Source organism: Nocardia sp. BMG51109 (assembly GCF_000526215.1).
Taxonomy (GTDB): domain Bacteria; phylum Actinomycetota; class Actinomycetes; order Mycobacteriales; family Mycobacteriaceae; genus Nocardia.
In genome coordinates this window covers 3,100,203-3,122,430 of record NZ_JAFQ01000004.1, presented here as the reverse complement: position 1 = coordinate 3,122,430, position 22,228 = coordinate 3,100,203, and the positions used below count along the sequence as shown (strand labels likewise).

At 71.5% G+C, this 22,228-nt stretch carries 1 protein-coding gene (running past both ends of the window); it reads right to left on the bottom strand.

Every position in this 22,228-nt window falls within one protein-coding gene, locus D892_RS0115555, for a non-ribosomal peptide synthase/polyketide synthase, read on the bottom strand. The gene is 52,956 nt long; 7,265 of those nucleotides lie to the left of the window and 23,463 to its right, leaving coding positions 23,464-45,691 in view — codons 7,822 (complete) to 15,231 (partial); reading right to left, the first codon wholly in view occupies nucleotides 22,226-22,228. Both codon boundaries (start and stop) fall beyond the window edges.

Sequence of the window (22,228 nt, the reverse complement as noted above, 5' to 3'; positions counted from 1 at the left end):
CGAGATCCACCGAGCGCCGGATCGCCAGGCCGACCAGCGACTCCGGACCGACATCCTGGTAGATCAGCCGCCGCGCCAGGATGTTGACACGCTCGTCGAACTCCCGATAGGTCAGCTCGGTGCCCTCGTAGGCCACCGCGATCCGGTCCGGATGCTCGGCCACCGCACGGCGATACCCGTCCAGCAGCAGCTCCGGCGGCACCGGCTCGCGAGTGTCGTTCCACTCCACCAGGATTCGGTCGCGCTCGGCCGATTCCAGGATGTCGAGGTCGCGGACCCGGCGGCCCGCACCGGCCAGCAGTTCGTCCACGATCCGCAGCAACCGCGCCGCCAGCGTCTCCGCCTCGCCGGTGGTGAACCGGCTCAGCAGGTGCTCGAGCACGATCTCGATCGTCTGCTCGGCCTTGACCAGCAACGTCATCGGATAGTGGGTGCCACCGTTGATTCCGGCGCCGACCACCGACACACCGTCGATCGCGCTCGCGGCCGCGATCGCATCCTTGTCCACCGGATACGACTCGAACACCAGCAGCGAATCGAACTGTGCGCCGATGCCCGCGGCACGCTGGATATCGGCCAGGCCCACGTAGTGGTGCTCCAGCAGATCCGCCTGCTCACCCTGCAACGCGGTCAGCAACTCGGCGACGCTCGCCTGCTCGTCGACGCGCACCCGCACCGGCAGCGTATTGATGAACAGGCCGACCATCGACTCGATGCCGGGCAGCTCGGCCGGGCGGCCGGACACCGTGGCGCCGAACACCACGTCGTCGCGGCCGGTCATCCGGCCGACCAGCACACCCCACGCCGCCTGCACGAACGTGTTCACCGTGACGCCGAGCTCCGCGCAGAACTCGGTCACGCGGCGGGTGTGCGCGGCGTCCAGGTGCAGGACCTGCTTGCCCATCGCGTAGGTCTCGTCCGCCCGCGGCAGCGGCGCCAGCTGGGTGGGCTCGCCCACCCCGGCGAGCGCCCTGGTCCACGCCCGCAGCGAGGCGTCCCGGTCCCGGCCGGCCAGCCAGGCCAGGAAGTTCCGGTAGGACGGCACCCGCGGCAGCGCGGACGTATCGCCGCGCACCGCGTACAGCATCAGCATGTCCCGCATCAGCAGCGGCATCGACCAGCCGTCGAACAGGACGTGATGCGCGGTGATGGAAAGCTGCCGAGTTGTGCCCCCCGTCCGGTACAGCGCGAAGCGCAGCAGCGGCGGGGTGGTCATGTCGAAGCGCGTCAGCCGGTCCGCCTCGAGCCGCCGCTCCAGTTCGGCCGGGCGGTCGGCCTCGGGCAGATCGGTGAGATCCACGACCTGCCAAGGCAGTTCGACCTTGTCGAGCACGATCTGCACCGGCTCACCGTTCGAGTCGGCGACGAAGACCGTGCGCAGGTTCGGGTAGCGCTCCAGCATGCCCTGCGCCGCGCCGTACAGCCGCGGCACGTCGAGGTCGCCCTCGAACTCGACGACCGCCTGCTGGGTGTACACGTCCACCGTGGTCGCGCTCAGCATGGCGTGGAACAGCAGGCCGGATTGCAGCGCCGACAGCGGCCAGACATCGGTGAGGGCCGGGTACTGCCGCTCCCACATCTCGATATCGGACTGGCCGGCCCGCACCAGCGGCAGGTCCGACGGCGTCAGGCCGCCGGCCGCCGGGCGGCGGGCGTGCTCGGCGAGCGCGGTGAGCGCCTCGACCCACAGGTCGGCGATCTCCCGCACCTGTTCGCCGGTCAGCAGGCCCGTCGGGAAGGCGAACGACGCGCCCAGGCGCGGGCCGTCGTCGCCGTCGGTGACGATCGCATTGATGTCGAGCACCGCGTTGGCGGGCATATCGGCATCCATGACCGCCGACAGCTCGCCCAGGTCGTCCACCGGCACCCAGCCGAGTTCGGCGAACTGCGCGGGCACGTCCGCGGCCGACACGCGGCCCAGATAGTTGAAGCTGATCTGGCCGGTGTCGGGAGCGGAGCGACCCTCGACAGCAGCAGGAGCGGAGCGACCCTCGACAGCAGCGGGAGCGGAGCGACCCGCGACAGGTCCGCCCAGCTGTCCGGCGGTCTCCGGGTTCAGCTGCCGCAGCAGGCCGTAGCCGATGCCCTTGCCGGGCACCGACAGCAGCTGCTCCTTGACCGATTTGATGATGCGGCCCAGGGCATCTCCGCCCGCGAACGCCTCGGTGAGGTTGGCTCCGGCCAGATCCAGCCGCACCGGGTACACGCTGGTGAACCAGCCGACGGTGCGCGAGAGGTCGGCGCCCGGGACCGCTTCTTCCTCGCGGCCGTGGCCCTCGAGCCGGACCAGGACGGCGGAATCGGCTCGGCGGGCGTCGTGGTCGCTCGGGCTCGGGGCGGCGCCCCGTTCGCGACGCCACCGTGCCACCGCCATGGCGAGCGCCGACAGCAGCCCGTCGTTGACGCCGCCGTGGTACAGGCCCGGAATCGCGGTGAGCACCGCGTCGGTCACCTCGGCGGGCACGCTCACCCGCACGGTGTCCACGGTCGCGTTGGTGTCGACCGCCGGATCGAACGCGCGCGCACCCAGCAGCGGGTCGGGCGTGGCCGAAATGTCCTGCCAGACCGGCAGTTCCGCCACCCGCTCCGGCGAGGAGGACTCCTCCGCCAGGGCGTGCGCCCAGCGGCGCAGGGAGGTGCCGTTGTCCGCCAGGGACACCGGCTGACCCGCCGCCAGTTGCGACCACGCGATCGCCAGGTCCGGGATCACGATGCGCCAGGACACGCCGTCGACCACGAAGTGGTGCGCGGCGATGAGCAGCACGCCCGGACGTTCGGCGGCATCGTCGAAGGCGAACCACACGAACTGGACCATGGCCGCGGCGGCCGGATCCAGGCGGCCCAGTGCCGCATCGTATTCCGCGTTCGCGAGGCCGTTCAGCTCCTCGCCGGAGATCCCGGCCGGGACATCGACGCGCCGGATCAGCGGGTCGATATCGATGGCGCCGCGGTCGAGAGCCTCGAAGGCCCAGCCGTTCTCGGCGTCGCCGCGCAGCCGGGTGCGCAGCACGTCGTGGTGGTCGAATACCGCGCCGATCGTCGCGACCAGCGTCTCGCGGTCGATGCCCACCGGCAGCCGCAGCGTCATGGTCTGCGAGAACCGCTGGTACGAGGAGGAATCCGACTTCGCCAGCACCGACGCCATGAACGGCAGCACCGGAATGTCGCCGACCCCGCCGCCGGGCAGTTCGGCCAGCCGCTGCCGCTCGGCATCGGCGCCGGTCGTGGCGATCTCGGCCAGCCCGGCCACCGTGCGCCGCTCGAACACGTCGCGCGGCGAGAACACCACGCCGCGCGCCTTGGCCCGCGACACCAGCTGAATGGACAGGATGCTGTCGCCGCCCAGTGCGAAGAACGAGTCGTCGGCCCCAACTCCACGGCTGCCGACCCGATCCAGGCCCAGCACCTCGGCGACCACCTCGGCGATGAGCGCCTCGATCTCGCCGGTGGGAGCGCGGTATTCGTGCGCGGACAGCTCCGGATCCGGCAGCGCCCGGCGGTCCAGCTTGCCGACCGGGGTCAGCGGGATCTCGTCGAGCACCATGATGCTCGTCGGCACCATGTATTCGGGCAGTCGGCCGGACACGTGCTCCGACACGGCCGCGACATCGACGGTGCGCCCGGATACGGCCCGCACGTACGACACCAGGATGTCCGAACCGGCCGCGGTCGTGCGGCCGAGGGTGACGGCGAAGTCGATGTCCGGATGCGCGGTGAGCGCGGCGTCGATCTCGCCGAGCTCGATGCGGTAACCGCGGACCTTCACCTGGAAGTCGGTGCGGCCCACGTACTCCAGGGCGCCCGCACCCTCGACGTCGCGCCACACCACCAGGTCACCGGTGCGGTACATGCGCTCACCCGTCCCGAACGGGTTGGCCACGAACCGATCCGCGGTCAGGTCCGGCCGCGCCGCATAGCCGCGCGCCAGCTGATCACCGGCCAGGTACAGCTCGCCGGCCACTCCTTCGGGCACCGGCCGCAGCCGGGAGTCCAGCACGAAGAGGCGAGTGTTCCACTGCGGCAGGCCGATCGGGACCGTCCGCCGCTCCGCGCCGCTCACCGGCCAGTGCGTCACGGTGACCGCGGCCTCCGTCGGGCCGTAGACGTTGTGCACCTCGGCATCCGACGCGGCGCGCAGGGCCGCGACGGTCTCCGGCGGCAGTGCCTCACCGGCCGCGAACACCGTCCGCAGGGTCGGCACGCTGCCGGGCTCCAGCCCCGCCGCGAACACCGTGAGCAGCGACGGCACGAAGTCGGTGAACGTCACACCCTGTGCGGCAATGGTTTCCGCGAGGTAGGCCGGGTCACGATGCCCGTCGGGCGTGGCCACGACCAGTTTCGCGCCGACCCGCAGCGGCATGAAGTAGCCCCACAGCGACACGTCGAACACCGTGGCGGTCTTCTCCAGGTACACGTCGTCGATGCCGAGGCCGTATTCGTCCAGCATCCAGGCGATCTGGTTCTGGATCGCCGCGTGCGAGACCGTCACGCCCTTCGGGCGGCCGGTGGAACCGGACGTGAAGATGACGTAGGCCGGGTTCTCCGCCAGGACCGGCCGCAGCAGTTCCCCGGCGCGCAGGGGGCTCGCGTCGACCTCCGACAGGTCGAGGGTGTCCAGGTGCAGGACCGGCGTGCCCTCGGGCACCGGCACCTCGTCCACGGTCCGGCCGAGCACGCAGACCGGTTGCGCGGTCTCCAGCACGTGCGCGATGCGCTCGGCCGGATGATCCGGATCCAGCGGCACGTACGCACCGCCCGCGGTCACGATCGCGTACATGCCGACCACGAGATCCAGCGACCGCCGGATACCGAGCGCGACCAGCGACTCCGCGCCGACGCCCTGCGAGATCAGGTGCCGGGCAAGGCGATTGACCCGCTCGTCGAACTCGCGGTAGGTCAGCTCGGCGCCCTCGTAGGCCACCGCGATCCGGTCCGGGTGCTCGGCCACCGCGCGGCGGTACCCGTCGAGCAGCAGCTCCGGCGCCACCTCGCGCCGAGTGTCGTTCCACTGCACCAGGATTCGATCGCGCTCGGCATTGCCGAGGACGTCGATGTCGCCGACCCGGCCCGCGGGATCGGCGAGCAGCTCGTCGACGATCCGCAGCAGGCGGGTCGCCAGCGACTCCACCTCGCCGGGGGTGAACCGGCTCAGCAGATGCTTGAGGGTCAGCAGCACGGTCGACTCGGCGGTGACCATCACCGTCATCGGGTAGTGCGTGTCGTCGTTGATGCCCGCACCGGTCACCGACATGCCGTCGATGGAGCTGGTCTCGGCGATCGCCGCCTGGTCCACCGGATACGACTCGAACACCACCAGCGAATCGAACTGCGCGCCGACGCCCGCGACCCGCTGGATATCGGTCAGCCCGACGTAGTGATGGTCCAGCAGGTCGGCCTGCGCACTCTGCAGTCCGGTCAGCAGCTCCGCGACGGTCGCCCGGTCGTCGACGCGCACCCGCACCGGGAGCGTGTTGATGAACAGGCCGACCATCGACTCGATACCGGGCAGCTCCGGCGGCCGGCCGGACACCGTCGCGCCGAACACCACGTCGTCGCGGCCGGTCATCCGGCCGACCAGCACACCCCACGCCGCCTGCACGAACGTGTTCACCGTGATACCGAGATCGGCACACAGGCGCTTGATCCGCTCGGTGCGTCCGGCGTCGATCTCGACGTCCCGCTTGCCGATCTCGTAGGTCTCGTCGAGCGTGGGCAGCGGCGCGAGCTGGGTGGGCTCGTCCACTCCCGCGAGCGCCCGCTGCCAGGTGTCCAGCGACTCCTGCCGATCCCGGGCGGCCAGCCAGCCGAGGTAGTTCCGGTACGAGGCCGGGCGCGGCAGCGCGGCGGCGTCGCCGCGAACCGCGTACAGCACCAGCAGATCCCGCAGCAGCAACGGCATCGACCAGCCGTCGAGCAGGATGTGGTGGGTGGTGACGACCAGCCGCCACTCGTCGGGCTCGACCCGATACACGGTGTAGCGCAACAACGGTGGCGACGACAGGTCGAAGTGTGCCGCGCGGTCCTCGGCGATCAGCCGGCCGAGCTCGGCGGCGCGCCGCTCGGCCGGCAGCTCGGTGAGATCGACCTCGCGCCACGGCACGTCGACCCGATCCAGCACCACCTGAACGGAACTGCCCTCGTCGTCGGCGACGAACGCGGTCCGCAGGTTGGGGTAGCGCGCCAGGACGGACTGCGCCGCGACCCGCAGCCTGGTGGTGTCGAGCGTGCCCGCCAGGTTCACCACGGCCTGGATGGTGTACACGTCGAACGTCGCCTGGGTCAGCATCGCGTGGAACAGCAGACCCGACTGCAGCGTGGACAGCGGCCACACGTCGACCAGGTCGGGGTAGCGCCGCTCCCAGCCCTCGATGGCCGGCTGGTCGGCGCGCACCAGCGGCAGGTCCGACGGGGTGAGCCCGCCGGCGTCGGCGTGCCGGGCATGCCCGGCCAGCGCGGTGAGCGCCGCGATCCACAGGTCCGCGAACCGCTGAACGAGGTCGCGGGTCAGCAGGCCGGACGGGTAGGCGAAGGTGGCGCCCAGCTGCGGGCCCCCGTCGCCGTCGGTGACGATCGCGTTGATGTCGATCGTCGCGTTGGCGGGCATGTCCGCGTCCATCACCGCGTCCAGATCGCCCAGGTCGCCGACCGGCAGCCAGCCCAGCCCGGCGAGCTGCTCCGGCACGTCGCCGGCGGAGACGCGGCCCAGGTAGTTGAAGCTGACCTGGCCGACGGCGTCCAGCTCGGCGGCGGTGTCCGCGTTGAGGTAACGCAGCAGGCCGTAGCCGATTCCCTTGTCGGGCACGGACAGCAGCTGTTCCTTGACCGATTTGACGATGTGGCCCATCGACTTTCCGCCCTCGAAGGCGTCGGTCAGGTCGGCGCCGGCCAGATCCAGGCGAACCGGGTAGACACTGGTGAACCAGCCCACCGTGCGGGACAGATCGGCGCCGGGGACCACGTCCTCCTCGCGCCCGTGGCCCTCCAGCTTGATCAGCGCGGCCCCGCCGGCTCGTTCCCCGCGCAGTCTGCCGAGGGCCATGGCCAGGGCGGACAGCAGGCCGTCGTTCACGCCGCCGTGGTACAGGCCCGGAATCGCGGTGAGGACCGCGTCGGTGACCTCGGCCGGGAGCTTGACCTGGACACGGTCCACCGTCGCGTTCGTGTCGATCGCCGGATCGAAGGCCCGCGAACCCAGCAGGGGGTCCGGGGTCGCCGAAACCTGTTGCCAGAACGGCAGTTCCGCCACTCGCTCCGGCGACGCCGCCGCCTCGGCGAGGGCGTGCGCCCAGCGCCGCACCGAGGTTCCGTTGTCGGGCAGCGACACCGGTTGCCCCGCCACCACCTGGGACCATGCCATCGCCAGATCCGGGATCACGATGCGCCAGGACACACCGTCGACCACGAAGTGGTGCCCGGCGATCAACAGCACGTCGCGGCGGTCGGTGCCGGGATCCTCCGCGCGGTCCCCGCCGAAGCCGAACCACACGAACTGCACCATCGCCGCGTTCGCCGGGTCCAGACGGCCCAGCGCCGCATCGTATTCCGTATTCGCCAGGCGGTTCAGCTCCTCGTCGGAGGTGCCGGCGGGCACCTCGACGCGACGCAGCAGCGCACCGACATCCACCGCGCCGCGGTCGAGAGCCTCGAACTCCCAGCCGTTCTCGGCGTCGCCGCGCAGCCGCGAACGCAGCACGTCGTGGTGGTCGAACAGCGCGCGGAGGGTCGCCAGCAGCGTGGCCCGATCGATACCGTCGGGCAGCCGCAGCGTCATCGACTGCGAGAACCGCTGATACGACGAGCCGCTGGACAGGAACTGGGCCATCACCGGCAGCACCGGGATGTCGCCGACGCCGCCGCCGGGCAGTTCCGCCAGCCGCTGCCGCTCGGCCTCCGCACCGGTCGCCGCGACCTCCGCCAGTCCGGCCGCCGTGCGCTGCTCGAACACGTCGCGCGGGGTGAACACCACGCCGCGCGCCTTGGCCCGCGACACCAGCTGAATGGACAGGATGCTGTCGCCGCCGAGCGCGAAGAACGAGTCGTCCGGGCCGACCCGGTCCAGACCCAGCACATCGGCGAACACCTCGGCGACGAGTGCCTCGGTTTCGGTTGCGGGAGCACGGTATTCGCGCGAGGTGAGCACCGGCTCGGGCAGCGCCCGGCGGTCCAGCTTGCCGACCGGGGTCAGCGGGATCTCGTCGAGCACCATGATGCTGGTGGGCACCATGTACTCCGGCAGCGTGGCGCCCACGTGCTCGGACAACTGCGCCGTATCGACCGAACGGCCGGCGACCGGGCGCACGTAGGAGACCAGGATGGTCGAGCCCGCCTCGGTCTTGTGCCCCAGCGTGACCGCGAAGTCCACGGTCTCGTGCGCGGCCAGCGCGGCGTCGATCTCGCCCAGTTCGATGCGGAAACCGCGCACCTTGACCTGGAAGTCGGAGCGGCCCACGTACTCGACCTCGCCGCTGTCGGTCCACCGGACGACGTCGCCGGTGCGGTACATCCGCTCGCCCGCGGTGGCGCCGTTGCCCCCGAACGGGTTGGCCACGAACCGATCCGCGGTCAGGCCCGGGCGGGCGTGATAACCGCGCGTCAGCTGAATACCCGACAGGTACAGCTCACCCGCGACACCGACCGGCACCGGCCGCAGCCGGGAGTCCAGGATCAGCGATCGCATGCCGCGGATCGGGCCGCCGATGGTGACGGTGTCGCCGGGCACCAGCGCATCGCTGATGTTGGTCATGATGGTGGTCTCGGTGGGTCCGTAACCGTTGTGGACGGCACGGAGCGGCGCGCCCTCTCCGAGCGGAACGGCCCACTTGCCCACCAGATCCGCGGGCACGGCCTCGCCGCCGGCGACCAGGACACGCAGGGTGTCCAGGCCGGCCGGGTCGAGGGTCGCCAGCGCCGACGGCGTGATGAAGGCGTGCGTGACGCCCTCGGCGCGGATCAGCTCGGACAGCTCCGCACCGCCGTACACCCCGGTGGGCACGACCACCAGCGCGCCGCCCGACCCGACCGCGAGCAGGAACTCGAGAATCGAGGCGTCGAAGCTCGGCGACGCGAAATGCAGTGCGCGCGTATCGGTGTCGAGCGCGTACCGCTCCGCCTGCTCGGCGCTGAAGTTGGCCAGGCCGGCGTGGCTGACCACGACGCCCTTGGGCAGGCCGGTCGAGCCCGACGTGTAGATGACGTAGGCCGGATGTTCCGGGAGCACCGGTCGCACTCGGTCGTCGTCGGTCACCGCCGTCGCCTCGAACGCGTCGAGGTCGAGAGCGTCGAGGACCAGCCACTGCACCGACTCCGGCAGTTCGTCGCGCACGGCGGAGGTGGTCAGGCCGATCGGCGAACCGGAGTCGGTGACCATGTGCGCGATGCGGTCGGCCGGGTAGGCCGGGTCGATCGGCACGAACGCCGCGCCCGTCTTGGACACCGCCCATTCGGCGAAATACGAATCCGCGGACCGCGGTACGGCGATAGCCACCAGGTCCTCGGTGCCGATGCCGCGCTCGATCAGCATGCGGGCCAGGCGGTTCGAGCGTTCGTCGAGTTCGCCGTAGGACAGACTCGTCTCCGACGGCGAGCCGTCGATTCGGCCCTCGATGACCGCGGGTGCCTGGGGATCGCGAGAGACGGCGTCGGCCAGCAGGTCCGGCAGCGTGCGCGCCGGAACGGCGGGCGCACCGGTGCGCGCGACGAGATCCCGGTGCTCGTCCGCGTCGAGGATCTCCAGATCGCCGACCGGCGTCTGCCGGCGAGCGATGATCTCGTGCAGCAGCCGGGTGAAGCGCCGTGCGAACATCTCCACCGTGGCCTGGTCGAAAAGGTCACGGGCGAAGGAGAACTCGGCGAGCATCTCGCCGCCGGCCGCCTCCCGGACGGTCAGCGACAGATCGAACTTCTCGATACCGGCCTCGAATTCGACCGCGCCGACCCGCAATCCGGGCAGTTCGAAGGTCGTCTCGGGCAGGTTCTCGAACGACAGCGCCACCTGGAACAGCGGATGCCGCGCGGTCGACCGCTCCGGCCGGAGCAGCTCCACCAGCCGCTCGAACGGGATGTCGGCGTGCGCGAACGCCCGCAGATCGGTGTCGCGGACCTGCGCCAGCAGCTCGTCGAAGCTGCGCTGCCCGGCCACCTCGGTGCGCAGCACCACGGTGTTGACGAACATGCCGATCATGTCGTCGAGTTCGGCCTCGCCGCGACCCGCGATCGGGCTGCCGACGGCGATGTCCTCGGTGCCCGACAGTCGCGCCAGGAAGACCGCGAGCGCGGTGTGCACAACCATGAACAGGGTGGTGTGCTGTTCGGCCGCGATCCGCCGCAGCGCCGCGCGCAGGTCCTCGTCGATCGGGAAGACCACGCTGCCACCGCGATACGACGGCACGGTCGGCCGCGCATGATCGGCGGGCAGGTTCAGCTCGTCGGGCAGGTCGGCCAGCGCGGTGCGCCAGTACTCGGCCTGCGTGGCGATCAGGCTCGCGGGATCGTCCTCCGAGCCCAGCACCTCGCGCTGCCAGACGCTGAAGTCGGCGTACTGCACCGGGAGCGGGGCCCAGTCGGGTGCCTCGCCGGCGGTCCGGGCGGTGTAGGCGACCATCACGTCGCGGGTCAGCGGGGCCATCGACCAGCCGTCGGCGGCGATGTGGTGGGCCACGAAGACCAGCACGTACTCGGGAGTCGCCGGGTCGTCGCCGGTGTCGACGCGCAGCAGCCGGGCGCGCAGCGGCACCTCGGCCGTCACGTCGAAGCCGGTGGCGATCAGCTCGGCGATGGTGTCCCGCAACCCATCCGGGTGCACCGGCACCGGCGTGACGTCGGTGACGACCCGGGCGGCGGGCAGCACGACCTGATGGGCGACCCCGTCCGTCTCCGGGTAGATCGTGCGCAGAATCTCGTGGCGCTCCACCAGATCCCGCACGGCCGCGCCCAGCGCGTCGATATCCAGCTCGCCGGTCAGGCGCACCGCGACCGGCACGTGGTATGCGGCGGACCGCTGGTCGAACCGGTTCAGGAACCACATCCGCTGCTGCGCCAGCGACAGCGGCACCAACTCGGGGCGCTCCCCCGCCACGAGCGCGGGCCGCCCGGCCGATCCGGCATGCAGCGCCGCCCGCGACGCCAGTCCGGCCACCGTCGCGAACTCGAACAGATCCCGCATCGGGATTCGCACGTCGAGGGCGGTGCTCAGGCGGGCGATCACCTGGGTGGCGATCAGCGAGTTGCCGCCCAGGGCGAAGAAATCGTCGTCCGCGCCGACCCGGTCGCCGCCGAGCACGTCGGCGAACACGCCCGCCACGATCTCCTCGACCGGGGTGGACGGGGCACGGAACTCCCGCTGCGCGAACGTGGGTCGCGGCAGCGCCTTGCGGTCCAGCTTGCCGCTGGTGTTCAGCGGGAGCGCGGCCAGCTCCACCAGCGCGCCCGGCAGCATGTACGCGGGCAGCGTCTCGGCCGCGGCCGCCAGCACCTCGGCCTGGTCGATCCGCGCCTCCGGCGCCGGGACCACGTAGGCCACCAGCTGGTCGCCCAGGTCGGACGGCAGCACCAGCGCGACGGCCTGGCTCACCGACGGCTGCGCCAGCAGCGCCGACTCGATCTCGCCGAGTTCGATGCGCTGGCCGCGGAACTTCACCTGGAAGTCGGTGCGGCCCAAGTAATCCAGAACACCGGACGCGCGCCAGACGACCAGGTCGCCGGTGCGGTACATGCGCTCGCCCGTCCCGAACGGGTTGGCCACGAACCGGTCCGAGGTCAGGTCCGGACGCGCCACATACCCGCGCGCCAACTGGTCACCGGCCAGGTACAGCTCACCGGCCACACCGGCGGGCACCGGCCGCAGCCGCGAATCCAGCACGTACACCAGCGAATTCCACTGCGGCCGGCCGATCGGCACGCTGGTGCGCTCGTCGCCGGTGGCGGGCCAGTAGGTGATCGACACCGCGGCCTCGGTGGGGCCGTACAGGTTGTGCACGGCCGCATCGGAGATCGCGTGCACGGCGGCGGCGGTCTCCGGCGGCAGCGCCTCGCCGATGACGAAGACGTGGCGCAGCGTCGGCACGGCGGGGGCGACGTGCCGCTGGTCAGAGGGCGGCAGCGGAGCGTCGGCGCGCCCGGGAGCGCCGCCATCGGACACGGCGGCGGCCTGCGTAGCCGTGGACGCCGATCCGGCGCCGGCCGCGATCTGGGTGGCGAAGACCGTGAGCATCGACGGCACGAAGTCGGTGACCGTGACCCGCTGTGCAGCAATGGTTTCCGCGAGGTAGGCCGGGTCGCGGTGGCCGTCCGGGGTGGCGACCACGAGCTTGGCGCCCGCCCGCAGCGGCAGGAAGTAGCCCCACAGCGACACGTCGAACGTCGTCGCCGTCTTCTGCAGGTAGACGTCGTCGGCGCCCATCGGGTACTGCGACAGCATCCACTCGATCTGGTTGTGGATGGCCGCGTGCGAGACCGCGACGCCCTTCGGGCGGCCCGTCGAACCGGACGTGAAGATCACGTAGGCCGGGTTGTCCGGGAGCACCGGGCCGAGCAGTTCGCCGGAATGCACCGGGGTGCCGTCGAATCCGTCGAGATCCACGGTGTCCATGTGCAGGACCGGGATGTCGCCGGGCACCGGCACGTCGTCGGACGTCGTGCTCAGCACGCACACCGGCTGCGCCGTCTCCAGCACGTGCGCGATGCGCTCGGCCGGATGATCCGGATCCAGCGGCACGTACGCACCGCCCGCCGTGACGATCGCGTACATACCGACCACGAGATCCACCGAGCGCCGGATCGCCAGGCCGACCAGCGACTCCGGACCGACATCCTGGTAGATCAGCCGCCGCGCCAGGATGTTGACACGCTCGTCGAACTCCCGATAGGTCAGCTCGGTGCCCTCGTAGGCCACCGCGATCCGGTCCGGATGCTCGGCCACCGCGCGGCGATAGCCGTCGAGCAGCAGCTCCGGCGTGACCTCGTGCCGAGTGTCGTTCCAGTCCACCAGGATTCGATCCCGCTCGGCGGACTCGAGCAGCCGCAGGTCGCCGACCGGGGTGCGCGGCGCGGCGACGATCTCGCCGAGCAGCCGCACCAGCCGGTCCGCGAAGCCCCGCACGGTCGCCGCGTCGAACAGGTCGGCGGCGTAGGTGAGGAAGCCGCCGATACCGGCCGGCGCGCCGGACTCGTCGTAGCGGTCCGACACGATCAGGTGCAGATCGAACTGCGACAGCTGGGTGTCGATGTCGAGCCCGCTGAGGGTCAGGCCCGGCATCTCCAGCGTCGACAGCGCGATGTTCTGGAACGACAGGCCCACCTGGAACAGCGGATGCCGCGCCGTCGACCGCGCCGGGTTCAGCACCTCCACCAGCCGCTCGAACGGCACGTCCGCGTGCGCGAACGCCTGAATGTCGGTGTCGCGCTGACGCTCCAGCAGTTCGGCGAACCGCTCGCCCGAGTCCACCCGGGTCCGGAACACCAGGGTGTTCATGAACATGCCGATGAGGTCGTCGAGCACGGCCTCGCCGCGGCCGGCCATCGGAGTGCCGATCGCGATGTCGTCGGTCCCCGACAGGCGCGACAGCAGGACCGCGAAGGCGGTGTGCACGACCATGAACAGCGTCGCGCCCTCGGCGCGCGCCAATTCGGCCAGCGCCCGGTGCAATTCGGCATCGATGTGCACGTCGACCCGGCCGCCGACCGACGACCGCACCGCGGGGCGCGGCCGGTCCGCGGGCAGATCCAGTTGCTCCGGCAGGTCCGCCAGCGCGGACCGCCAGTACGCGATCTGCTTGGCCGCCAACGACTCCGGGTCGTCCTCGTCACCCAGCAGCGCGCGCTGCCAGATGCTGTAGTCGGCGTACTGCACCGGCAGGGCCGCCCAGTTCGGCGCCTCGCCCGCGGCGCGGGCCGCGTACGCGGTCATCACATCGCGGGTCAGCGGGCCCATCGACGAGCCGTCACCGGAGATGTGGTGCACCACCATGGCCAGCACGTACTCGCCGTCGCCGGTCTCGAACAGCGCCACCCGCAGCGGCACCTCGGCGGTGACGTCGAAGGGGGCCGCGAAGAACTCGACCACGGCGGCCTCGATCTCGCCGGGACCGACGGCCCGCACCTGGAGGCCGGGCACCGCCTGCGCCGGCGACAGGATCACCTGCACGGGGCCCTGTCCGGTCTCCGGATAGACGGTCCGCAGCACCTCGTGCCGGGTGATCAGGTCGCCGATGGCGGCCCGCAGGGCCTCGACGTCCAGCGCGCCGGACAGCCGGACGGCCATCGGCACGTTGTAGGCCGCCGACTGCTGATCGAACCGGTTCAGGAACCACATCCGCTGCTGCGCCAGCGACAGCGGGATCTGCTCCGGGCGCTCCGCCGCGGTCAGCGCCGGACGGCCACCGGCCCCGGCGTCGCGCTCCACGCGCGCGGCCAGGCTCTCGACGGTCGGCGCCTCGAACAGCACGCGCACCGGCACCTGTGTGTCCAGCGCGGCGCCGATCCGGGCCGCGACCTGGGTCGCCAGCAGGGAGTTGCCGCCCAGGGCGAAGAAGTCGTCGTCGGCGCCGACGCGCCGGGCGGAGCCGGTCGGACGCTCCGCGTCGAGACCGAGCACCTCGGCGAAGACGCCGGCCACGATCTCCTCGATCGGGGTGGCCGGGGCGCGGAACTCGCGCGCCTCGAACTCGGGCTCCGGCAACGCCTTCCGGTCCAGCTTGCCGTTCACGTTCAGCGGCAACGCATCCAGGACCACGAACGCCGACGGCACCATGTACGACGGCAGCGCCGTCTCGAGGGCAGACTTCACCTGTGCCACATCGACATCGGCGTCGGCGGGCACCAGGTAGGCGACCAGGCGGTCGCCCAGCCGCTCGTCCGACTGCGCCACCACCGCGGTCCGCGCCACCTGCGGCAGTGCCAGCACGGCCGCCTCGATCTCGCCCAGCTCGATGCGGAAGCCGCGGATCTTCACCTGGAAGTCCGTGCGGCCCCGGTACTCCAGCTCACCGTCGGCATTCCAGGCCACCAGGTCGCCGGTGCGGTACATCCGGCTGCCCGGCTCGAACGGGTTGGCCACGAACCGGTCCGCGGTCAGGTCCGCGCGGCCGAAGTAGCCGCGCGCCAGCTGCACGCCCGCCAGATACAGCTCACCCGCGACACCGTCCGGCACCGGGTGCAGGCGCGAATCCAGCACGTAGGCTTCGCTGTTCCACTCCGGCGCGCCGATGGACACCGACACCCGGTCGGCGTCGGTCACGAGGTGGTGGGTAACCGAGACGGCCGCCTCGGTCGGGCCGTACAGGTTGAACAGCGCGGCCGCGTTCGCCGCGCGGAACCGCTGCGCGGTCGGCCCGGGGAGCGCCTCACCGATCGCCAGCACGCGCCGCAGCGAACTACTCAGCGCACCACCGGATTCGGTCAGCAGGGCGTCCAGCATCGACGGCACCGCATGCAGCGTGGTCACCGACTCGCGAACCATCAGCTGGTTCAGATATGCCGGATCACGGTGACCGTCCGGCGCGGCGATCACCAGGCGGCCACCCGACACCGCCGCCGACCAGAACTCCCACACCGACAGGTCGAATGTCGCCGCGGTCTTCAGCAGCACGGCATCGTCGGCAGTGAGCCCGAATTCGGCCGTCTTCCACAGCAACTGGTTGACGATCGCCGCGTGCGGAACGGCCACGCCCTTCGGGCGGCCGGTCGAACCCGAGGTGAAGATCACGTACGCCGTGTTCGAGGGCCGCAGCGGGGCAACACGATCCGCATCCGTCACCGCGGGGCCGGACGACAGGTCCAGCTCGTCGATCCGCACGACGGTGCGGCCCGCCGGACCCGATCCGGCGTCTGCCCCACCCTGCGCGGTACCGGCCGAATCCCCCGGCTCCACCCCGGCATCCGCCGAGAGGACGGGCTCGGCGGCCGCGGTCGCCGCATCGGTCAGCACGCACACCGGATCGGCGGTGTCGAGGATGTATCCGGTCCGCTCCGTCGGCTGGTCCGGGTCGATCGGCACATAGGCGCCACCGGCCACCGAGACCGCGTACATGGCCACGACCAGGTCCACCGAGCGGCGCAATGCCAGCGCCACCCGGGACTCCGGCCGCACGCCGAGCGAAATCAGATGCCGCGCAAGGCTGTTCACCCGGGCACCGAGCTCGGCATAGCCGACGGCCGTACCGTCCGGCCCCACCAGGGCGACGGCGTCGCCGTGCGAGTCCACCGCCTGCTTCAGCAGCGACGCCAGGGTCGCCGCCGCGTCGACCTCGTGGCCGGTGATGTTGCGGCCGAGCACGATCTGGGCGCGCTCGGCATCGCCGAGGAGTTCCAGATCGCCGACCGGCGTGCGCGGCACCGTGACGATCTCGCTCAGCAACCACACGAACCGGTCGACGAAGCCCTGCACCGTGTCCCGGTCGAACAGGTCGGTGGCGTAGGTGAAGAAGCCGTCGATGCCCGCGGGTTCGCCCGCCGCGCCGTAGTTGTCGGCCACGATCAGGTGCAGGTCGAACTGCGACAGCTGGGTGTCCAGGTCGAGCCCGGACAGCCGCAGGCCGGGCAGCTCGAGGCTGGTCTGCGCCAGGTTCTGGAACGACAGGCCCACCTGGAACAGCGGATGCCGCGCCGTCGACCGCGCCGGGTTCAGCACCTCCACCAGCCGCTCGAACGGCACGTCCGCGTGCGCGAACGCCTGAATGTCGACCTCGCGCTGACGCGCCAACAGATCCGTGAACGACTCGCCCGCGTCCACCCGGGTGCGGAACACCAGCGTGTTCACGAACATGCCGATCAGGTTGTCGAGGGCGGCCTCGCCGCGGCCGGCCATCGGGGTGCCGATCGCGATGTCGTCGGTCCCCGACAGCCGCGACAGCAGCACCGCCAGCGCGGTGTGCACGACCATGAACAGCGTCGCGCCTTCGGCGCGCGCCAATTCGCCCAGCGCCCGGTGGGTTTCGGCGTCGATCCGGACGGGCACCTTGCCGCCGGCGAAGGTCTGCACCGCGGGACGCGGCCGGTCGGCCGGCAGATCCAGCTGATCCGGCAGGTCGGCCAGCGCCCGCTGCCAGTACGACACCTGCCGGGCCGCGGGCGATTCCGGATCGTCCTCGCTGCCCAGCACCTCGCGCTGCCAGATGCTGTAGTCGGCGTACTGCACCGGCAGCGGCTCCCAGCTCGGCGCCTCCCCCGCCGCGCGGGCCGCATAGGCCGTCATCAGGTCCCGGGTCAGCGGGCCCATCGACGAACCGTCACCCGAGATGTGGTGAATCACCAGTGCCAGTACGTATTCGGACTCGCCCTCCGGGGTATCCGCGTCGGCTATTTCGAACAGCGCGACCCGGACCGGCACCTCGGCGGTGACGTCGAAGACCGTCGAGGTCAGCTCCACCACGGCCGCCGCGGCGTCCGCGGTCGAGATCGTGCGCAGCTCCAGCTCCGGAACCGCCTGCGCCGCAGGCAGAATCACCTGCACCGGACCGTCCTCGGTCTGCGGATAGACGGTGCGCAGGATCTCGTGGCGGGCCACCAGGTCCGCCATCGCCGCGCGCAGCGCGTCCACATGCATCGTGCCCGTCAGCCGCACCGCGCCCGGCACGTTGTAGGCCGCCGACTGCTGATCGAACCGGTTCAGGAACCACATCCGCTGCTGCGCCAGCGACAGCGGAATCCGTTCCGGCCGTGGGCCGGCCACGAGGGCACGCCGACCGGCGCCGGCCTCGCTCTCGATCCGCCGCGCCAGCACCCCGACCGTCGGCGCCTCGAACAGCAGCCGCACCGGAATCCGGGTGTCGAGCGCGGCGCCCAGCCGGGCGATCACCTGGGTGGCGATCAGCGAGTTGCCGCCCAGCTCGAAGAAGTCGTCGTCGACGCCGACCCGCCGGCCCGAGTCCAGCCCGAGCACATCGGCGAAGGTGCCCGCGACGATCTCCTCGATCGGGGTGGACGGTGCGCGGAACTCGCGCGCCTCGAACTCGGGTTCCGGCAGCGCGCGCCGGTCCAGCTTGCCGTTCGGGTTCAGCGGCAGCTCGGCCAGAACCACGAACGCGGACGGCACCATGTAGGACGGCAGCCGCGACGACAGGTGCTCGCGCAGGGCGTCGATGTCGACATGCCCGCCCGCGGCCGGATCACCATGGCCGTCCGCGGGCACCACGTAGCCGACCAGCCGGTCGCCGGTGTGCGCGTCGGAGTGCACGAGGGCCACCGACTCGGCGACCGACTCGTGATCGGTGAGCGCGGTTTCGATCTCGCCGAGCTCGATCCGCAGGCCGCGCAGCTTCACCTGGAAGTCGGTGCGGCCCAGGTACACGATCGCCCCGTCGGCGTTGCGCCGCACCAGGTCACCGGTGCGGTACATGCGGGAGCCCTCGACGCCGAACGGGTTCGCGACGAACCGGTCGGCGGTCAGGTCGGTGCGCCCGAAGTAGCCGCGCGCGAGCTGATCGCCCGCCAGATACAGCTCACCCGCGACGCCCGAGGGCACCGGGTGCAGCCGCGAATCCAGCACGTACGCCTGGGCATTCGACACCGGCAGGCCGATCGGCACGGCGCCGTGCGTATCCTCGGCGACCGGCGCGTGCGTGGCGTGCACGGTGAATTCCGTGGGGCCGTACAGGTTGTACAGGTGCGCGGTGCCGATCCGGCGGAACGCGTCGACGGTGTCGGAGGTGAGCGCCTCACCGGCGACGAGCAGTGCGCGCAGCGAGGTCACGGCCCCGCTGTCGGCGCCGGCGGCGAACATCCGCAGCATCGACGGCACGAACGAGGTCATCGTGACCCGTTCGTCCTCGATCACCTCGGCGAGGTAGCGCGGGTCGCGGTGACCGTCGGGGTCGGCCACGACCATCCGTGCGCCGGAGGCCAACGGGGCGAACAACTCCCAGACCGACACGTCGAACGTGGCGGGGGTCTTGAACAGCACGATGTCCTCGGCGCCCAGGCCGTATTCGCCGGCGACCCAGCGGATCTGGTTCACCGCGGCGGCGTGCGGAACGGCCACGCCCTTCGGCCGACCGGTCGAGCCCGAGGTGAAGATGACGTAGGCCGGATGCGACGGGCGCAGCGGCGCACGGCGTTCCGCATCGGTCAGCGGCGTCGCGGCGTAGCCCGACAGGTCCACCTCGTCGATGCGGACGGTCCGGTGTGCGGGAGTCCCGGCGGCGGACCGGCCGTTGGTGGTGGCCGCCGTGCCGGTCCGGACGTCGGCGACGGTCCCGGCATCCGCGGTCGTCTCCGCGGCGCCGATGACCTGCGTATCGGTGGCGGCCTCCGCACCGGTGGCCGCCTCGGTGACAGCGGCCGTCCCAAGGTCGGCAGCGGCCTCCACACCAGCGATCGCCTCGGTATCAGCAGCGGTCCCAAGGCCGGCGGTGGCCTCGGCATCCGCGACCCGGACGTCTGTGGTGGCCCGGAGTCCGCCGGTCACCGCCGCCAGATCGTCGGCATCGCGGGCCGTGGTCAGCACGCAGACCGGATCGGCGGTCTCCAGCACGTAGGCGATGCGCTCGGCCGGTAGCCCGAGATCCAGCGGCACGTACCCGCCGCCCGCCTCGAGCACGGCGTACGCGGCGATCACCAGATCCGACGAACGCCGGATCCCCAGCGCGACAAGGGTTTCCGGGCCGACTCCGAGTTCGGTCAGATGACGGGCCAGGCGATGCACCCGCTCCGCGAACTCGCGGTAGGTGAGGGTCTGCCCGGCCTGCCGGTCGACGATCGCGACCGCGTCGGGCGTGGCCCGCACCTGAGCGGCGAACAGGTCGACCAGCGAGGACTCCGGACCCGACCCGACCGCGGTGTCGTTCCACCCGCGCAGCTGCTGCGCGGCCTCCCGCGCGTCCAGCATCGGCAGATCGCCGATCGGCCGGTCCGGGGTCGCGGCCATGGCCCGCAGCAGCCGGTTGAACCGGCGCGCCAGCTGGGCGATCGTGGCGGCGTCGAAAAGGTCGGTGGCGTAGACGAATTTGGCCGTGATGCCCCCGGCCATAGCCGCGCCGTTGCCCGCCTCGATCGGGCGACCGCTCTCGGTGAGCTCCAGCTGTAGATCGAATTTCGCCGTCTCGATGGGCAATTCGACGCCGCTGACGGTCAGCCCCGGCAGCTCCAGGGTGATCTGGCGGGTGTTCTGCAGCGACAGCATCACCTGGAACAGCGGGTGCCGGGCCTGCGAGCGCGGCGGATTCATGATCTCCACCAGCCGCTCGAACGGCAGATCCGCGTAGCCGAACGAGGTGATGTCGCCGACCCGCACCTGCTGCAACAGCTCGGCGAAGCTCGTGCCGCCGTCGATGTTCGTGCGCAGCACGAGCGTATTGACGAACATGCCGATGACGTCGTCCAGCGCGCGCTCGCCGCGGCCCGCGACCGGCGTGCCGATGGCGATGTCCGACTCGCCCGACAGCCGCGACAGCAGCACCGCCAGCGCGGCGTGCATGACCATGAACGTGGTCGCGCCGCGGGTGCGCGCGATCTCCGCCAGCCGGGCCTGGGTCTCGGCGTCGATCTCGAAGTTGTGGATCGCGCCGCGGCCCGTGGCCACCGCCGGCCGCGGGCGGTCGGACGGCAGGTCCAGCTGGTCGGGCAGGCCGCGCAGGGTCTGGGTCCAGTACGAGATCTGCTGCGAGATCACCGATTCCGGATCGGCCTCGGAGCCGAGCACGTCGCGCTGCCACAGCGCGAAGTCGGCGTACTGCACATCCAGTGGCTGCCAGGCGGGTTCGCCGCCGTCGACGCGGGCGCTGTAGGCGGTCATCACGTCCCGGGCGAACGGGCCCATCGAGAAGCCGTCCGCGGAGATGTGGTGCACCACGATCGCGAGCACGTGCTCGGTCGGGCTGACCTCGAACAGCCCGGCGCGGAACGGCACCTCGCCGGTGACGTCGAAGCCGCGCAGCACCAGCTCCGAAAGCCGCACCGGCAGTTCGGTTTCGGTGACGTCGATCGGCGTCAGGTCGGGTATCACCCGACCGGTGTGCACGATCTCCTGGTAGGCCTCGCCGTCGCTCTCCGGGTACCGGGTGCGCAGCGATTCGTGCCGGGCCAGCACGTCGGCGACGGCGATCTGCAGCGCCTGCCGATCGAGCAGCCCGGACAGCCGCACCACGACGGGGATGTTGTCGACCGCGGAACCGGGATCGAAGCGGTTCAGGAACCACATGCGCTGCTGCGCCAGCGACAGCGGCAGGCGGTCCGGCCGCGGCTGCGGCGTCAGCGGCTTGCGCGTGCCGGCGCCCGACGGCGACTCGGCCCGCGCCGCCAGCGCGGCGACCGAGGACGCCTCGAAGATCTCGCGCACGCCGAGCTGCGTATTCAGCGCCGACGACAGCCGCGCCGCCACCTGGGTGGCGATCAGCGAGTTGCCGCCGAGGGCGAAGAAGTCGTCGTCCAGGCCGACCCGTTCCAGGCCCAGCACCTCGGCGAAGGTGCCGGCGACGATCTCCTCGACCGGCGTGGTGGGCGCGCGGAAGGTCGCGGCCTCGAACACCGGCGCCGGCAGCGCCCGGCGGTCCAGCTTGCCGGAGGGGTTGAGCGGCAGCGCATCGAGCGCGATCACCACCGACGGCACCATGTAGCTCGGCAGCCGCTGCCCGAGCTCCTCGCGCACGGTCTCGATGTCGATCGAATGTCCCGCCGCGGCAACGACATACGCCACCAGCTGGTCGCCGGTGTGCTGATCGCCGCGGACCACGACGACCGCCTGCGCGACCTCCTCCTGCGTGGTCAGCGCGGCCTCGATCTCGCCGAGTTCGAGGCGCTGGCCGCGCAGCTTCACCTGGAAGTCGGTGCGGCCCAGGTACTCCAACTCTCCTTCGGCGTTCCAGGCCACCAGATCGCCGGTGCGGTACATGCGTTCGCCCGCGCCGCCGAACGGATCGGCGACGAAACGGTCCGCGCTCAGGTCGGCCCGCGCGACGTATCCGCGCGCGAGCTGGTCGCCCGCGAGATACAGCTCACCCGCGATACCCACCGGAACCGGCCGCAGCCGCCCGTCCAGCACGTACACCCGGGTGTTGGCCACCGGGCGGCCGATCGGCACCGAGTCGGTGTCGGCGTCGACCACGCGGTGATAGGTGACGTCGACGGCCGCCTCCGTGGGGCCGTACAGGTTGTGCACCTCGGCGCCGGTCCGCTCGCGCAACCGGTGCGCCGACCGCGCCCCCAGCGCCTCACCGGAGGAGAACACCATGCGCAGCGAATCACCCTGCTCGACAGCGGGTTCCTGGACGTACACGGTGAGCATGGACGGCACGAAGTG